Origin of the sequence: Paenibacillus sp. PvP094 (assembly GCF_040546835.1) — a bacterium.
Taxonomy (GTDB): domain Bacteria; phylum Bacillota; class Bacilli; order Paenibacillales; family Paenibacillaceae; genus Paenibacillus; species Paenibacillus illinoisensis.
In genome coordinates this window covers 838,209-854,608 of sequence record NZ_JBEPOM010000001.1, presented here as the reverse complement: position 1 = coordinate 854,608, position 16,400 = coordinate 838,209, and the positions used below count along the sequence as shown (strand labels likewise).

The window sequence follows — 16,400 nt, the reverse complement described above, 5'->3', positions numbered from 1 at the left end:
GCACAAGGGAGGTGAATCAGATTCCTCCATACTTGTCCAACCCAAAAAAACAGGACCGATAATCGGTCCCGCATCTAAATCTGAAATGACGTCAAATATGCGAATCGCTTGCTGAAATGTTATTTATGTTTCTTCCAGTCCAGCGAGCTGTTATTCAATAAATACTCGAAGTCATTATCCCGTCGCTTCTGTTCCGCTTTGCGAGCTTCTTCTGCCTGCTGGCGTTCCTCTTCCTTGCGCTGGGCTTCGGCAGCCTTGGCTTCATCAGCTTGAGCTTTCAGCTTCTCCAGCACGTCGCTGCTGAGCAGATCCTTCAGCGTCGTTGGTTTATCCTGAGCTGCTTTGGGGGCAGCAGGTTGTTTTTTGGATTTTGCCATGGAAAATTCTCCTCTCCAACGTAAATCAGGTTCCCTGTTTCGATCCGTAGTCATAGTATATCAGGTTCCCGGTATGCATTCCATGAAACGAGTCAAGAAAAGAAGGAAATCAGCTGTTCCGTGACGAATGAAAACGGGTATAAAATCATATAGTATTACCGATACTGCGACTATTCCCTGGAGAAAGGAGTCGTTGTTCGTGGAAGTTGACCGCAGCATGTTGAAAGGGCTTGCATGGGGGATTGCCTTCAGCTGCCCGCTATGGATTGCGATTATTGGCTGGTTCCGTTTGTTGGGGTGGATGTTGTGAGATCAGCGGGTTGCAGAGCTGCTGCATATATACATGCGTAGAGGCTTTTTTTAAAACCTCATATGTAAACGCTATCATTAAATAAAGCTCTGCCTTGCTATTTATCGCAAGACAGAGCTTTTGTTTGTTTGGAATGTACCTGAAGGCTTATTACTCAGGCATTTTAACAGGTTCAGGATATTCCAGTCCATGCGTGTCCACGGTCACCTTTTTCATAACTTGATCGGTAACCGGTTTTACTCCTTCAGTAGGCTGATTAACGATGCTATCCACCACATCCATACCTTCTGTGACTTTGCCAAAAGAGGCATATTGAGCATCTAAATTCTCATCGTCTGCTGCCATGATGAAAAATTGGGAACCAGCTGAATCGAGTTTTCCGGATTCCCGCGCCATGGAGATAACCCCACGTGTGTGCTTCAGATTATTTTTGTGGCCGTTGGATGTGAATTCACCCTTAATGGCATATCCGGGGCCGCCTGTCCCGTTACCATTCGGATCTCCACCTTGAATCATGAAGCCCGGAACAACGCGGTGGAATATCAAGCCATCATAGAAGCCCTGATTGGCCAGCGAGATGAAATTGTATACCGTGTTGGGCGCAATGTCCGGATAGAGTTCGATCACGATTTTTTGCCCGTCCTGCATTTCAATCGTGGCTACCGGATTTTGACCTTCAGGCGGAGCCGGAACGGGTTCCGTAGCGCTGCTCGAAGGGCGTCCACAGCCGCTAATAACAATAAGCAGCAGCGCCATGATCAGCGATGCAGCAGTTGTTTTTTTCCATCGTAAAGACATGAGAATGTTCCCCCTTGCATCTCTGCTTAATGTATTTCAACGGAATTATTTTGGGATAATCCATCAACTATCATACCGTTTTTTGGGACAGGAAGGCAATCCAAGCTTTGCTTTTGCAGGTGACAGGGATGGTCTTCATGGGAGCATAGGTGTAAAATAAGGAAAATGCTTCCGCAGCAGGGACGTACGGGTCTGTTCCGTCCGCTCCAAACCACGGCAGTCCCGCGTCAGTAACGGAAAGGACGTGTGGGTATATGAACTTCTCGTGGAAGCGTAATCTGGTGATTTTGTGGATTGGTGTATTTTTTTGCAGCACCGCATATTCAATCTCCATCCCGTTTTTGCCCTTGTTTCTGAGCGGCGATCTCGGTGTTCGTGATCACCTGGAGTTTTGGTCAGGGCTGGCCTTTGGTATCACGTTTCTGGCCAGTGCCCTGGTGTCTCCGTTCTGGGGTTCCCTGGCAGACAAATACGGACGCAAGCCGATGCTGATCCGGTCGGGATACAGCCTTGCGGTTTTGTATTTAATCAACTACTTTGTACAGGACCCATATTCACTCATCGTAGTCCGGCTGTTTCAGGGATTGCTGGCTGGTTTCGTTCCGGCTGCGATTGCCCTTGTAGGTACGAATACCCCGGAAGCGAAGACCGGATACGCACTCGGTATCATGTCCACCGCCGGAGCTACGGGCGGCATCATTGGTCCGCTGATTGGCGGTGTGGTAAGCCACTACTATGGTAACCGGAATGCTTTTTTATTTTCAGCCATTGTGGTGCTCGTCTCAGCGGTAATCGCGACCTTCTGGGTAAAAGAGGAGAATTTCAATCGCAATAAGCCGCGTTCCCATGTCATGGATGATATTCGTGAAGCCAGAGCGAATCGTCTGTTTATTACTGTGCTCGGCATGATGGGCATTTGTACCTTTTCCGTCATGATTCTTGAGCCGCTGCTCACGGTCTATGTCATGGAGATGGGTATTCAGCCGGACCGGGCATCACTCAGCTCAGGTATTATTTTCTCAGCGGTAGGTATAGCTACCGTCATTATGGCACCGAGATGGGGGAAGATTGGTCAGCGCATCGGTTACGGCAAAGTGTTGATTATTGGACTCGTCGGTGGTGCAGTGGGGAATCTGCTGCAGTTTTTCACGACAGGTTATATCGGTTTTGGTGTTTTGCGGTTTGTATACGGGTTGTTCTTCGCGGCTGTGTTCCCGGCCATCAATGCCATGATTGTGCAGGCGACGGACCCGGGCTTCCGAGGAAGGGCCTTTAGCCTGAATCAGTCGGCGTCCCAGATCGGTACGATGGCAGGTCCCATCATTGGTGGTATACTTGGTGGATGGCTGCCTATTCGCTGGATTTTTATCATCAATGGACTGGCGCTGTTAATCACAGCGATTGTAGCCAAATGGTCTGGCTTGGAGCATAAGCTTCCGGGTTCAGGAAAATCAGCATCGAAGAAAGCGGTAACAGCAGATCGATAGATGGATCTTAAGGAGAGATGGCGCTGTAGCAATACAGCAGCCATCTTTTTGATATGACTATATATGTGGGCAAGTAATATACATTTAAAAAGGGAAACCTCTTCATGAGAGATTTCCCAATTGTTCAGCCTGATTCATTTCATAGAAAAGGTGTATCATTCTTCAGAATCGGATTTCTCCTTCGGAATGGCATGTTCAACAGCATCAAGCTGATCCTCTTTTTCCAGAGCATCCGGAAATGAATCTTCCGTAAATAGCCCGAAATCAGGGTCGATGTCCCGTTCGGTTACCAAATTATCCGGCGTCTCAACATGCTTATGGTGGTCATCCTTCATTATGCTGCACCTCCTTATTCACGACGCAAGGGAGTTTGCCGATCTTAACCTCGTGGAAGAATGTCGTCCTGCGGTTTGGCACCCGCTCCCGCGCCATTGAGAAGATCAGTACCATGAAGGGCGTCCGGATCAGGTGCAGCCGGGTCGACCGGGCTATTCGGCTGCAGCAGATCGGCATCAGGTACAGATTCCAGTGCAGGCTCTGCCAAACGTGATTCGAGCTCCTCATCCTCTACTGTCGTTGCAGCTACAGGAGGCAGATCCGTCTCATCGGTTTCAATCCGTCTTCCGGACACTTCGTCAAATGTATCCATATCGCCCGCGGGTACTTCCGTTTCGGGCGGAATATCGCGGAACCTCTGATATCGGTCATAATAACGGTCGCTTTCGTCATTACTAATCGGTCTGTCTGTCATAAGTAGCAGCTCCTTTCAGGAATTAAATGTGATTGACTGCATGTATTATTGTGCTGATATTTTCTAAGGTTCTTACCCCGTAGTTACCCAAACCCTAAACGATGTAATCCTGCACGTGTTAGCATTCCCTGGGTTGACCCGAATATGAATGATTAAAATTTAGGGAATACATATTTGACGAGAAAGTACAGGAAGCCGAAAAAAATGAGTACATAAGCCGCATATTTAATAAAAGTGGAGGCGACCATGCTGGAATCCGATTTTTGCTGAATATCTTTCCGTTCTACTTCTACCGTTTTGTGTGGCTCGTTCATTTAAATCATCTCCTTAATAGGTGAATGGTTGCTTTGAGGAACCATTACACCCCTAGAAGCGAATTGAATCGCAGAGCAGCTGGTACAGCTTTCGAGCAAGGCCTATGTTATGATGGAGCATGATGAAATAGGGAGGGATTCCAGTTGGAATGGTTTACACTTGGCAATATGATCACTCGAATCCGAATTGGACAAAAGGCATCTACACCCGGCTTTTCGCGTACAGTCATTCGCAGACCGGACGGTTTGTTCTGGGTCGGTGGCATATGGGCCGGACAAGTTGTCCAGTTGCGTGATTTTCTTTTTTCGGATATATGGACGATTTATGAGGATGAGGAAACGGAGCAGTGGCTGAAGTTTCGGAATGCCTATGAACGAACGGAACGGGAAATGATTGAGAACCAGTTCGAAGATTTGCGCGGGTAAGACAAAGGAAAACTGGATTCCCTCGTTATAAAATGGAAATAAATATATAGTTGGACTAAAATGTGATTTTTTTCGTTTGCCATTAGAAGGTGACACGTTAAATCATGGCGAATCATAAATGATAGAGTTAGGGGATAGATGCAGCATTTTGCATCATTCGAATATTGCTAAATGCTCAAAATATGAACTTTGAGGTGCTGTGAATGAAAAATGTGCCCAAAGCTATCATCGTCCTATGGATCAGCCTGTTATTCATCATGTATTGGCCGCAGGGAGTAGGCGCGGCAGGTGTACAGGAAGATAACAGTCCTGTCCCCATTACGACATGGGAAGTAAAATGGGGAAATGAACACGATCAGGGGTTTATCAGCGAAGTGGGAAGACCTGATGAAGTCTGGGAGCGGCAAGGGTTGGAGAAGCCGGATTACACTACGGTAAATCCTTCTACGGAGTCACTATGGACTCGCTTGACCATTCCGCAACTGAGTGAGGATAATTCTGCCATTCGTTTTGAAAATATTAAAGGTCAACATATTGTGATCTATCTTAAGGATCGCAAGGTGTATGAGAACTATCATTATAACTATGACAACAATGCGGCACTGCTGCCCCTATCTATCGAAAATTCAGGTGAGCAGCTGTATATATGGACTGAAAATACCAACGGCCGACTCGGAATCTTCGGGACGGTGGAGGTAGGCAGATACACCAATCTGCAAGAGAGATATATTCATAATGGCTTGTTGGATGTCATCTTAGGGGCAACCTTTCTGTTTACAGCTATGACCATGCTCAGCTGCACATTCTTCTTTGGCAAATTCCATAAGGGATTATGGATCTCGCTATGTGTTGTCATGGGTTCCATCGGAACGATGATCATTACGTATTCACAATTTCTGTATACGTTCTACCAGATTTACGGCGATCTGTACTCCATATTGTTCGATATGGCGATGCTGGCGGGAATGCCTGCACTATGTTATTTTTTCGAACAGATTATTGGGGCGGGGCCTTATGGGATCTTCACGAAGTTAAGAAAATTCCAGCTCGTGTATTCAGGTATTGCAATCATTGCACTGCTCGTGTATTTCATCTCGAGCGGTCAATGGGACGTACTTTATGTATTTCTGGTTCAAAAGGCAATCGGCGTCATTTTGGTAATCCTGCTGACATTACTGATGATAGGCACCATATCCCAGGCACTAAGGAGAAACAAGGAAGCAATACTGCTGGCTGCAGGATACAGTACGTTTGCGCTTATCAGTGTAGCTGAGTTGTTATGGTACTACCAGCGGAATGGCACGTATCATCTCATATGGTGGAAGTGGTCGATGGTTGCTTTTATCATAGCGCTTATTGCCATTCTGGGCAGTCGTTTTGCGGAGAAGCATAGACAGGTCATTGAGTACTCCAAGGAACTGGAGCTGTTCAACAATGAATTGCAGCGATCCGAGAAGATGGAGATTATTAGTGAACTGGCCGCTTCAGTTGCACATGAAGTTCGCAATCCTCTACAGGTGACCAGAGGATTCCTACAGCTGATGACCGAACAGGAAGACAACAAAAACAAGGGGTATGTGCGAATTGCCCTTGAGGAGCTTGACCGAGCATCAGGGATCATTACGGACTTTCTGACGTTTGCCAAACCGGAGTTCGATCATATTGCTTCTCTGAATATTGCTGATGAGTTTACGCATATAGAAGGGATTCTGGTGCCGATGGCCAATCTGGAGGGCGGCAAAATAACGACCGATATCCCGCCAGATCTCTGGATTCGAGGCAACTCTTCCAAGTTCAAACAGGCCTTTATTAATATTATTAAAAACAGTATTGAAGCTTTGCAAGGTCAAGGCCAGATTGATATATGGGCCTATGCCCAGGATGGAATGATTAAAGTTCACGTGAGGGATAATGGGGAAGGCATGGATGAGGAAGCTTTGGTCCGCCTGGGTGAACCCTACTTCTCCAACAAGATCAAGGGAACAGGGCTTGGCATGATGGTAACCTTCCGAATTGTGGAAGCGATGCATGGCGAGATCTCATTTACAAGCACAAAAGGGGTAGGAACGGAAGCTGTCGTATCTTTTGCCGAGTTCGTCGATTGACGGACTGGCAGAAGATAGACAGCTTTTTGGTTCTCTACCCCTTTACCTGTAATGTTGGCCCAGAGCCGTTAAGTTGGGTGTTTAGGTTCTCCAAGGTCCGCAATTCACGTCATAATTCACTTTGGAGGGATTGGGCGGAATGACAAGAACATAATCGTTCTGCTGTTCTTCTACTGTACGGATCTTGACGTTGTCCGGAATATCAATACCGAATGCATCGCGAAGTGCCTGTTTTGGATTGGAATGCAGCTGCTGTCTGAAATGTTCATCGGTCCATGCCTTTTCAATAATATCCTCATGCATTGTTCTCTCAGATACCATCATCGTTCAACAATCCCTTCTTAATATAGAATATGAACTGTCACAGTTTCATGTCTTTCCCTGTGGGTTTAAGGCATGTTCACTGATCCAGTAATGAAACCCGCCTTGATGAAGCATTTTTTTGTGCTGCTTGATTGCCTCGACAGCTTGTACAAGTGTTTGGCATAAATGCGTATTAAAGGACAAAAGGTGCGGAATTCCTGAGTTAGAAGATGCCAATATGTCATGATATCGGTAAGCAATGTCTACATAAGAGTTCATGATTGATGTGCTGTACATATTATCCCGGATACGCTCGCTTAGCGGCTGTTCAGGATAAGTTAGTTGTAGAGCAGAAGAAATATGAGAAAGGAAACTATTATAATTTCCCTGCGCAGCATCTTGATCCATGTCATTGAAATCGTCTGTCATCTGGAGGGTCATGAGTGCAATGTTAACAGCAGAACATACAGCAACAATTCGGTCTTTTTGTTCAAGTAAAAGAAGAGCACCTGCAGCTCCAAGTTGAAGGGGAGCAGCCTTTTGGGTGATCAAAAGCGGGTTTTCTTTGAAGTAATCCAGCGACTTCTCGCCGTTAACACTAACAGCCCAGTCCGTTACATATTGTCTGAAATACGTCCAAAACAGTGAAGACGGGCTAAATAAATCCGAGTAGATACGTAAAGCATCCATGTAGTATAAATTACCCAAGGATAACTTCAAGGTGCTGTCGTCAGGACGTTCATCCATCACTTCATCCTGATTGAGAAAATACAACATATGAATCAGACAGGCCGTGCTTAACTTGTGTGCAGTCTGTGGGGGGAGTCCGTCTGAAATCTGCATCCAGAGCGGAATAATGTAGCCAATATAGCTGTGACCTGAATCGCGTAACAGGGGATTAATCAAATGAAGTTGTTTCAGTGCATGTTCTGACAGGGATTCAGGATAGTTCTGAACCAGCTGCTCGGCAGCAGCGAACACCACCTCCAAATCGGATCTAAACGGATCAAGCCATTCTCTCCGCATCGTTTGTTTACGCCCTTCCCGCAATAAAATAATTAAGGACTATTCGACTAGATCATGGAGTTATACCCAGTATAGCGGATATGAATTGAAAAAAATAGGATCTTTTGTGATGAATTGTGAAATATTTGATGACTTTTTGTATTTTTATGGGATAAAAACGGGGGGATTAGGCTCAAACTAGGTGTAGACCACAGTATTTCGACATACGAAAGGCGGAAAATAAATATGAAGCACCTATGGAAAACATGGCTTGTAAGCAGTTTGGCAGCCATGCTCATATTAGCAGCAACGGGAAATGCTGCCTCAGCCAGTGCGGCAGAAAAGCCTGACAGCACCGCAATGACAACTCCGGCAGCTTCCCAGCTTGACAAACAACCATGTATGCAGGCAAGCCATGGATTATTTATGATTGGTGAAACAGCCGATCTGCTCGGCATTGGACTCCGAGATCTGAAGGAGCAGATGGAGCTAGGCAAGACATTGAGCCAGATTGCCAAGGAGCGCAAAGGTCTAAGCGAAGAGCAGCTGTTACAGAAGCTCAAACCATCCCTTGTGAAACGTCTGGATCAAGCTGCTGCAGAAGGCTGCCTAACCAAGGAGCAGGTCTCGGCAGCCAAGGCTGGCATGGATGAAAAGTTGAAAAAGGTGATCAATACTCCCCTCAGAGAGTTGCGTAAGGAGTTTGCAGGTCATGGTAGAAAACATGCTTCCTTGAACCACAAGGCGATTGCCCAATTTATCGGCATTACGCCGGAACAGCTTCATGAGCAGTTGAAAAGTGGAAAGTCTCTTGCTGAAGTTGCTAAAGCACATGGAATTAGTGAAACACAGCTTATTGACAAGCTGAAGGAGCAATTAACGGGGGATTTGCAGCGGCTCGTGAACCATAAGGGCGGGGCACATTCTATTCCACGGGAGCATGCACCGGGGCACCCGGCTTCGACCGAGTCAGATTAATGTATGTATATGCAGGGCGCCTGGTCTTCTTCGGAAGACAGGCGCCCTGTTTCTCGTCAATATAGGTGTATAACGAGGTTGACTGAGTTTTACTTTTACTAGACTATGTTATGCGATCAGCTCTTCTATCTTGTTTCGGAAGAATGGCCTGCACTTGCACTCAGCGGTGTAACTGATCCGGCTTTAAGCCGAGGCTCTACAGGATCGGAGCTTTGAACAGACGAGTTCCGGCTCCGCTTACGCTGTAAACCAACCGTATACCGGGAACCTGGTAACCGGGATAGTCCATAGCTAATGGCCAGCGCTGTGGCAGTTGTCACCAGAAATGACAGCAAGGTTACCGGCAGATGCCAGCCGCCAAGCTGGAGTGGTCTGGTGAAGTAGGCGATCGCATAGATAATCAGAGCATGCACAAGATATCCCCCGAACGAATAACGGCCGATCCAGGTGAGCGCGCCCAGAAACTTCGTTGTTTTGCCTCGTAATAGGACAAGGAATCCATATAACATGAACATCTGCGCCATAATAATAATGAACGTTGTCGGCTTCAGATATGTCGATATATTAAGATTAACGATATCCCCAGACCCTCTAAGCACATCGTAACCAAGCCAGAGGTACATGCCAATGAAAAGACTGATCATCCATGGGAGTGCACGAATGGTCCAGTTTCTCCAAGTGTCTACAGCCCAAGCGCAAACTGCCCCAAGTAAAAAATAGAACCAGTACATCACCCAGGAGTAGGAACGATACTCCAGCAATGTTGACCAGGGCTTCGCAAGTGCCGCTGTCCAGCTGGCCATGTCGTAATAGGACCACTTCATCAGCAAGCTATACATTCCCGCTGCAAGCAGAACAAGCAATAGAACGGAATGCATGCGCGATATTCTGGTGATTTTGGTAAGCTTGCTGTTCACGAATTGAACCAAGAGCCGGAACAAGGGAAATAACACATAAAACTGAAAAATCATGATGACAAACCAGAGATGGTATCCAGTCTGAGGGATGAAAAGCTCGCGGATCAAGCTGCGTATATCAGGCGTGCCCGAGAGCCAAAATGCAGGTGTGAAAATGCGAACAGACAGCCAGTAGATCAGTGTCCAAAGGACAAAAGGGACATAAATATCCCCAAATCGTTTTCGGATAAATGGACGGTATTCCGGCTTGACCTGACGATGATGATAAAAAAGCATCACACCGGACAAAAAGACAAAGGTCGGCGTTCCGAACCGGGTGAGATGATAGATCATGGTCAGCATGACGGAATCCGGCTGTTCAATATCTGAACGATAGATATATTCCGCAATATTATGCTGCATGACGATGGCGAGAAACGCGATCCCGCGCAGCTGCGTCCACTCTTCTATACGCGGTTTACCCAAGATGGCCCGCCTCCTTCCAATACACAACATCATTAAAGGGTACTATCTCAACATTAAGAGGAGATTAAATGGTGAAAAAAGGATAAAAAATAAGACGGCCCAAAAGGCCGCCGCTTTTCTATTTATCGTTGCTCTGCCTGAGCATCTTCCTCGAACAGATTTTGAATGAATGCCTGAAGTTTATTTTTGTCCACGCCCAGAACCTGGGCAGAACCTGCAAGCTCGTTGGTTAACAATTTATTAGGTGGAATCTGCTGTTTGTCCACTTCATTGACATTAATATCAAACCCGAGCGAGGCCAGTTTCAGCATCTGCGTAGGGCTGAGGTCTGTTTCGATATAAGGGGCAACCGCCTCCAGGATCTCCGGAATTTTGAAGAGGGAGGTAGTGCTTTGCAGCTTCTTGGCAAGCTCGGTCATGAAGATTCGCTGCCGTTCGGTGCGCGTAAAGTCCGATGTGGCATCATGCCGAAAACGAACATATTGGAGAGCCGTTTTCCCGTCCATATGCTGAAGTCCTTTTTTGAGATCAATGTCATACATATGTTTGTCAGCTTTACTGGTGTAGTACATGTCTTTTTCCACATCAATATCAATGCCGTCTACGGCATCGACAAGAGCCATAAAGCCGATGAAGTCCGTGTATACGTAATGCTGAATCGGAATGCCGAGCAGATTGCTTACCGTTTGTTTGGTCAATTCAGCGCCCCCGTAGGAAAATGCTGCGTTAAGCCGGCTTTTGCCATGTCCGGGTATTTCCACATATGTATCTCGCAGAACAGAGAATAAATGAGCCCGTTTGGACACCGGATCAATGGAGGCCACCATGACCGAATCGGAGCGCCCTGCATCATCACCTCTGGAGTCACCCCCGAGAAGCAGGATGTTTACGCGTTCCTTGCCTTCCCACTTGGGAATTGGTGTTGTTGTAGTGTCCGTACCAAGGTCTGTCTGAGGATTGGATGTAGACGATGAGGAAGTACCTGAAGCGGTTGAGATGCTATTGGCAAAATGTACAATGGAATATCCGTAATATACGAGGACACCTGTTACGGTAAGTGCCAGGGTTAGGGTTGTCCCCCATAACCATTTTTTAAGCATAATCTTCACCTTTCTATTGTTGAACTGATATGTAACCCAGACTATTTTAACAAAAAGTAAGGAAAATGTCCCCTTTGATTTCGAATATTCGGTCAGCGGGTGCATTGTTTGACAAATCGTTGGTGGGTATTATAGTGTAAAAACGAATCACGTTTTATGTCATGGAGGTATGAACGCAATTATGAATCAATCTGTTTTTAACTGGATCAACCAGTTTGCGGACCGGGTTCCGCTTCTGGACTGGTTTATGATCACTTCAGCAGAATATGCCGTGTGGATTATGATTGCCCTTCTGGTTATTGTCTGGTTCCTGGGTAATCCGGCCAAGCAGCGTATTGTCTTTTATGCATGTGTAGCATCTATTGTGGCTCTTGTTCTTGCCAAATGGGGCATTTCTCCAGCCGTTGGTCATCCAAGACCCTTTGTGGAAGGGAATGTACATCAGCTGGTGCCGCATGTACCGGATCCATCTTTTCCAAGCAAGCATGCTTCATTTGTCTTTGCCCTTGCTGCCGCTTCATTTTTCATCGGACGTCGTTTCGGATGGTGGATGCTGCTGCTTGCCGTGCTGACTGGGGTATCGCGTGTATATGTAGGTGTGCATTATCCGGGAGATATCCTTGGCGGATTTGTTCTGGGCAGTCTGGTCAGTGTCATTCTGATCGCGACGCGTAACTATACGAAGTCGGTTCCTGATTTCTTTATCCATATCCATCGGAGAGTTTTCCGTTAGAATAGCGCTTATGATGTGGGGATAAGGATTGGGGGATATATACTTTGAAGTCTTGAGTTTTGGCTGTGCCAAAGACTTGAGGCTTTTTTGTTTTTAGGACGAAGTTACATGAAATTGATGAAAATTAAATTTGGAATATCTACAATTCATGTCGATAGATGTCGATATACTATTCATACGTATTGGTTTATGGCCAAGTTGGGAGTGGGGAATATGAAAAGCACGCGGGGAAACGCGTTGGGGAAATTGAAGTTGACGATTCGCATGAAATTGTTGACGGGATTTATGATTGTAGTCGCATTGCTTGCCTTCGTAAGCAGCTATGCCTTAATTCAGATCTATGATATGTCCAATACTTCTGAAGAGATCGATCAGACGTGGATGCCGAGCGTCAGTCTGTTGGGCATGATGAATGGCGACGTCTCGGATGTGGAACGTCTGGCTCTTGCAGTCATTGTCGAGACGGATGAAAGTGAAATCGCGAAGATGAATGAGGCTTTGGAGCAGCTGCAAGTCAAGATTGAGGATGAGAGCAAACAGCTGCTTGACCTTGTTAAGGGCAGTGACGAAGCAATGGCACTGTATGATACGTTCAGCACCAACTATGATGCCTATTTGGCCAAAATGCCTGCTTTTATCGAGCTGGGCATGGCTAACAACTATGTTGAAGCCAGCAGGCTGCATAATGAAGCATACCCGCTGTGGTTCACAGCCAATGATACTATTGCTCAGCTGATTACGATGAGTAATGAATTAGCAGGGCAAGCCACAGCGGATTCATTGAACGAAGCAAATAGCGCCTTTATTATTATTTTGGTGGTCACGATTATTGCCTTCCTGATCGCACTCTTTATTGCTTTCTTCATTGCAAGCATCATCTCAAGACCGATTAAGAAGATGAACGAATCGGCGATGCTAATTGCAAACGGTGATCTAACGGGTGAAACGATCACGCTGAAAAACAAGGATGAGCTTGGCACGCTGGCTGCTTCCTTCAATACCATGACGGGCAACTTACGTGCGATGATTCAGTCCGTTTCCGTGACTTCCGAGCAGGTAGCTGCTTCTTCGGAAGAACTGCTGGCGAGTGCCGAGCAAAATACGCAAGCATCGGAGCAAATATCCGCAACTGTGGAGCAGCTGGCTGTGGGCACATCTGACCAGGTGAATATTGTGAAACGTTCTTCCCAGGCGATGAGCGAAATGGCCATTGGTTCAGAACAGATTGCAGAGCTTGCTCAGAGCGTATCCGTATCGGCTGTAGATGCAGCGAATCAATCGGCTGAAGGGAATATGATTATCCAGCAGGCTGTGGATCAAATGGGATCGGTGCGTACGTCCATTGCTTCACTTACAGAGCTCGTAACCGGGCTTGGAGAACGTTCTGCAGAGATTGGCAGCATCACGGAGGTCATCAACAATATCGCCCGTCAAACCAACCTTCTCGCATTGAATGCTGCGATTGAGGCCGCACGTGCAGGGGAGCACGGACGAGGTTTCGCCGTTGTTGCCGGAGAAGTTCGTAAATTGGCCGAAGAATCATCGGAGTCCGCACAGAAAATTACGGACCTGGTGCAGCTCATTCAGAATGACACGAACCATGCGGTACAGGCAGTAAAAGTGAACAGCAGTGAAACAGAAGCCGGAATAGAGATGGTAACTGCGGCAGGACAAGCCTTTGAGCAAATCTCAGAAGCAGTGAACAAGGTCGCTGGTGAAATTCAGGAAGTATCTGCCGGATCCGAAGAAATGTCAGCAAGTACGGATGAAGTGGTTCGATATGTGGATCAAATCTCGAATATTGCTGAAGAAGCATCAGGCGGGGTACACAATGTATCTGCAGCAACTGAAGAACAGCTGGCTTCCATGGAAGAGATTGCGTCATCGGCTGGTTCTCTCTCCAAAATGGCAGAAGAATTGCAAGAACAGATCAACAAATTCAAAGTATAGAAAATATCAGAGACGGTTACTTCATGCGCGCAGACCTGCGTCATGAGTAACCGTCTTTTTTTGCTCTAAAGCAATATGGACCTATCTATTTTTCGAGAAGGTAAGGAATTCCTGAAGCAGCTTTTAGGAATTTGAATCAATAAAGCGGCAGTTTTTGCTGATTTTAGACGTAGTAATGTTTACCACTTATGGAATTTGCAATTGTGTCGGTGGGTATATAGACCTATATGCTGGTTTAGTTGAAATAACCTATCTGTAACAGCTGGAAACGAAGTGGTATCAAATAGTTACAATATTTTAACCTTTAGAAAACACTTCATATTCCTGCTGTTTTTCATGTGGATGGCGGTTTCATTCCTGATTCTTAGTGCTCAAATGGCCTGAGAGGAATACAGGACTTTAGTCTGATGATCACGATGGACAGCCCGTTTACAATGGGGCAAGCCCGGAGAGAACGAAGCCAGGTTAAAATTCTGTAACATCAGGGGGAACACGACATCATGAACTGGAAAAGTAAAATAATTACCGCGAGTCTAACAGCAACGATGCTGATGGGAAGTCTGACGACAGGAGCACTAACGGCACCGGTATCTGCTGCAACGGCCGAAAATGCCAAACTGAAAGTGATCTGGGGAGTTAACATGCGTACTTCACCATCATCTTCTGCGAGTGTTGTTCGTATGGTGGGTAAAGGGGAAACCATTACCGTACTTCAAAAATCCGGATCCGCATGGTATAAAGTAAAAGACTCCAGCAACCGGACAGGATACATATCCTCTTCATCTAAATACACCAAAGCCGTTAGCGGCAGCACAACGACATCGGGTTCCAGCAGCACTTCTGTAACAGGCAGCGCAGCTGTGGAGAAAGTTATTGCTGCTGGCATGAAATATTGGGGCACGCCTTATGAGTTCGGAGCGAGTAGAAACAGTACGGCTACGTTCGACTGCTCCAGCTTTGTTCGCCAGGCATTTATTGATGCACTTGGAGTCAAGCTTCCTGCAGATTCACGTCAGCAGGGGACTTATGTAAAAGGCAAAGGTAACGTTCAGACGGATTGGAAAAAACTCAAGCGTGGGGATTTGATGTTCTTTATGTCGTATAAAGGCACGAAAGCTTCCTCTTATGCTGGGGTGAACAAGTCTACGGCAAGAATTACGCATGTCGGAATCTATCTTGGCGACGGAAAAATACTGCACACCTATTCCAATGCTGGTGGCGGAGTAACGACCAGTGACATCTCGGGCAAGCACTGGGAACATCGCTTCCTCTATGGCGGAAGTGCACTGTAAAGCTAGTTATTATTGATAGTTTCAGGCTCACTTTGAATTCGAATGAACTGAGTGACGGAAAACTGGATACAGCAAAAAAAGGCCTTCCATCATCGCCGAACAGGCAGATGGAAGGTTTTTTGGTTTTTCTTTTCAAGCCTCTAATCCTGGTAGTAGAGACGGAACAGTATATCCTGATTATAGTTGCCGAATCCCTCACCGTATAAGGTAAGACCTCCTACATGCTGGGCATCTTCTTCTACCGACAATCGCAATGTCCATTGATTGCGCTCGACCGGAATATCCGAGAGTGTTACTTCAGAGACGCGCTGCCCATCAATAAACGTACCTTCCTGCGTGATCCGCAGCACTTTCAGCATGCCGTACTGATTGACACTTTCACTCCACCAGTCAGGCGTGAATACGCCGCGGCCATTCCCTGAATCACCTGGGCTAGTCCATTCACCGACCTGTATTCCGTTGAGCATAAAGGTAATATCGGAGGGCCAGTTGGGATTGACTGAAGGCGCCTCTGAACCGATCTCCAGCGATAATTCAATCGAGTTGATCTGCTGTCCCGGTAAGAGGTAGTTTGGAATTTTGTATTCCACAAATCCACGTCCGAACCAGAGAATATTGGCGTGCATCCGCTCGGGGTCCAGGAAATATCGCGGGTCATCATATTGCCCGATCACATGATTGACTGTAGCCAGGCCGCAGGTGGGATAAACGTCAAAATGGGTATAATGCCCGACGGGTACAGCAACCTCATGCACCTTGTTCGACATACCGGTATCCTGCGGCATGGAGATGCCGATCCAGTCGATTGCAAGGCTGTTCATTTTGTGGGTACCGCCGTCCTTGCGGACCATCTTGGATTGAATGATGCCGACATCCTGCAGCTTGCGAACGTGCATCGTTACGATGGCGCTGCTTAGTCCAAGTGAGGCGGCAATATCTTTTACGTTCATCGGGTTCTCGGCAACAAGTCGTATAATCTGCAAGCGCACTTCACTGGCAAGTGCTTCGTATAAGGGCAGCCATTCGGCATCCGTATTTGCTCTAATCATGGGGTTCCTCCATTATTGGATATAGAATTAAGTTAAACAT

General features: G+C 46.6%; 17 protein-coding genes. 7 read left to right on the top strand and 10 right to left on the bottom strand.

All coding sequences use genetic code 11. The features are described 5' to 3' along the window. Positions 1-119: 119 nt before the first annotated feature. The gene (locus ABIC22_RS04150; RefSeq protein WP_110821486.1) at positions 120-377 is read right to left on the bottom strand and encodes a YqkE family protein; all 258 of its coding nucleotides are present in this window, start codon (positions 375-377) and stop codon (positions 120-122) included. A 460-nt stretch (positions 378-837) separates the two neighbouring features. Beyond that, positions 838-1,485: a peptidylprolyl isomerase gene (locus ABIC22_RS04145; RefSeq protein WP_127538048.1), complete on the bottom strand. Its 648-nt coding sequence runs from the start codon at positions 1,483-1,485 to the stop codon at positions 838-840. 254 nt (positions 1,486-1,739) lie between these two features. On the opposite strand from ABIC22_RS04145, the gene ABIC22_RS04140 reads away from it, so the two are divergent. After that, positions 1,740-2,972 carry an MFS transporter gene (locus tag ABIC22_RS04140; RefSeq protein ID WP_127538049.1) on the top strand — a complete coding sequence of 411 codons (1,233 nt, stop codon included), beginning with the start codon at positions 1,740-1,742 and terminating at the stop codon, positions 2,970-2,972. Positions 2,973-3,127: 155 nt separating this feature from the next. On the opposite strand, the gene ABIC22_RS04135 is transcribed toward ABIC22_RS04140, so the two are convergent. The 3 genes from ABIC22_RS04135 to ABIC22_RS04125 all read right to left on the bottom strand — a co-directional run bounded on the left by ABIC22_RS04135 (position 3,128) and on the right by ABIC22_RS04125 (position 4,037). After that, positions 3,128-3,307 (bottom strand): hypothetical protein, encoded by a 180-nt coding sequence (locus ABIC22_RS04135; RefSeq protein WP_127538050.1) that lies wholly within the window; start codon positions 3,305-3,307, stop codon positions 3,128-3,130. A gap of 44 nt (positions 3,308-3,351) precedes the next feature. Beyond that, a complete protein-coding gene (locus tag ABIC22_RS04130) occupies positions 3,352-3,723 on the bottom strand; it encodes a hypothetical protein (RefSeq protein WP_354478517.1) in 372 nt (123 codons plus the stop codon). 152 nt (positions 3,724-3,875) lie between these two features. Beyond that, on the bottom strand, positions 3,876-4,037 hold the full coding sequence (locus tag ABIC22_RS04125) for a hypothetical protein (RefSeq protein WP_164764231.1): 162 nt from the start codon (positions 4,035-4,037) through the stop codon (positions 3,876-3,878). 144 nt (positions 4,038-4,181) lie between these two features. Between ABIC22_RS04125 and ABIC22_RS04120 the strand changes: the two genes are divergently transcribed. Together ABIC22_RS04120 and ABIC22_RS04115 are read left to right on the top strand one after the other, a co-directional pair. Further along, positions 4,182-4,463 carry a hypothetical protein gene (locus ABIC22_RS04120; protein ID WP_095288897.1) on the top strand — a complete coding sequence of 94 codons (282 nt, stop codon included), beginning with the start codon at positions 4,182-4,184 and terminating at the stop codon, positions 4,461-4,463. Positions 4,464-4,666: 203 nt separating this feature from the next. Beyond that, positions 4,667-6,568: a sensor histidine kinase gene (locus ABIC22_RS04115; RefSeq protein ID WP_127538052.1), complete on the top strand. Its 1,902-nt coding sequence runs from the start codon at positions 4,667-4,669 to the stop codon at positions 6,566-6,568. An 81-nt stretch (positions 6,569-6,649) separates the two neighbouring features. Here the strand turns inward: ABIC22_RS04115 and ABIC22_RS04110 are convergent, their stop codons facing one another. Beyond that, positions 6,650-6,892 (bottom strand): NHLP leader peptide family RiPP precursor, encoded by a 243-nt coding sequence (locus ABIC22_RS04110; protein ID WP_095288899.1) that lies wholly within the window; start codon positions 6,890-6,892, stop codon positions 6,650-6,652. A 45-nt stretch (positions 6,893-6,937) separates the two neighbouring features. Next, positions 6,938-7,897 (bottom strand): hypothetical protein, encoded by a 960-nt coding sequence (locus ABIC22_RS04105; RefSeq protein WP_354478512.1) that lies wholly within the window; start codon positions 7,895-7,897, stop codon positions 6,938-6,940. A 225-nt stretch (positions 7,898-8,122) separates the two neighbouring features. Between ABIC22_RS04105 and ABIC22_RS04100 the strand changes: the two genes are divergently transcribed. Then, on the top strand, positions 8,123-8,854 hold the full coding sequence (locus tag ABIC22_RS04100; protein ID WP_354478510.1) for a hypothetical protein: 732 nt from the start codon (positions 8,123-8,125) through the stop codon (positions 8,852-8,854). A 125-nt stretch (positions 8,855-8,979) separates the two neighbouring features. Here the strand turns inward: ABIC22_RS04100 and ABIC22_RS04095 are convergent, their stop codons facing one another. Further along, positions 8,980-10,236 (bottom strand): acyltransferase, encoded by a 1,257-nt coding sequence (locus ABIC22_RS04095; RefSeq protein ID WP_354478507.1) that lies wholly within the window; start codon positions 10,234-10,236, stop codon positions 8,980-8,982. 122 nt (positions 10,237-10,358) lie between these two features. Continuing rightward, positions 10,359-11,336, bottom strand: a complete 978-nt coding sequence (locus ABIC22_RS04090; protein ID WP_354478504.1) for an LCP family protein — start codon at positions 11,334-11,336, stop codon at positions 10,359-10,361. Between the two features lie 181 nt (positions 11,337-11,517). On the opposite strand from ABIC22_RS04090, the gene ABIC22_RS04085 reads away from it, so the two are divergent. The 3 genes from ABIC22_RS04085 (at position 11,518) to ABIC22_RS04075 (ending at position 15,311) form a co-directional block, all read left to right on the top strand. Continuing rightward, positions 11,518-12,069, top strand: a complete 552-nt coding sequence (locus ABIC22_RS04085; protein ID WP_354478502.1) for an undecaprenyl-diphosphatase — start codon at positions 11,518-11,520, stop codon at positions 12,067-12,069. 213 nt (positions 12,070-12,282) lie between these two features. After that, positions 12,283-14,019: a methyl-accepting chemotaxis protein gene (locus ABIC22_RS04080; protein ID WP_354478499.1), complete on the top strand. Its 1,737-nt coding sequence runs from the start codon at positions 12,283-12,285 to the stop codon at positions 14,017-14,019. A gap of 500 nt (positions 14,020-14,519) precedes the next feature. Beyond that, positions 14,520-15,311, top strand: a complete 792-nt coding sequence (locus tag ABIC22_RS04075; protein WP_354478496.1) for a C40 family peptidase — start codon at positions 14,520-14,522, stop codon at positions 15,309-15,311. Between the two features lie 140 nt (positions 15,312-15,451). Here ABIC22_RS04075 and ABIC22_RS04070 read toward each other — a convergent pair whose 3' ends face one another. Then, a complete protein-coding gene (locus ABIC22_RS04070) occupies positions 15,452-16,360 on the bottom strand; it encodes an ArsR/SmtB family transcription factor (RefSeq protein WP_127538059.1) in 909 nt (302 codons plus the stop codon). Positions 16,361-16,400: the final 40 nt, after the last annotated feature.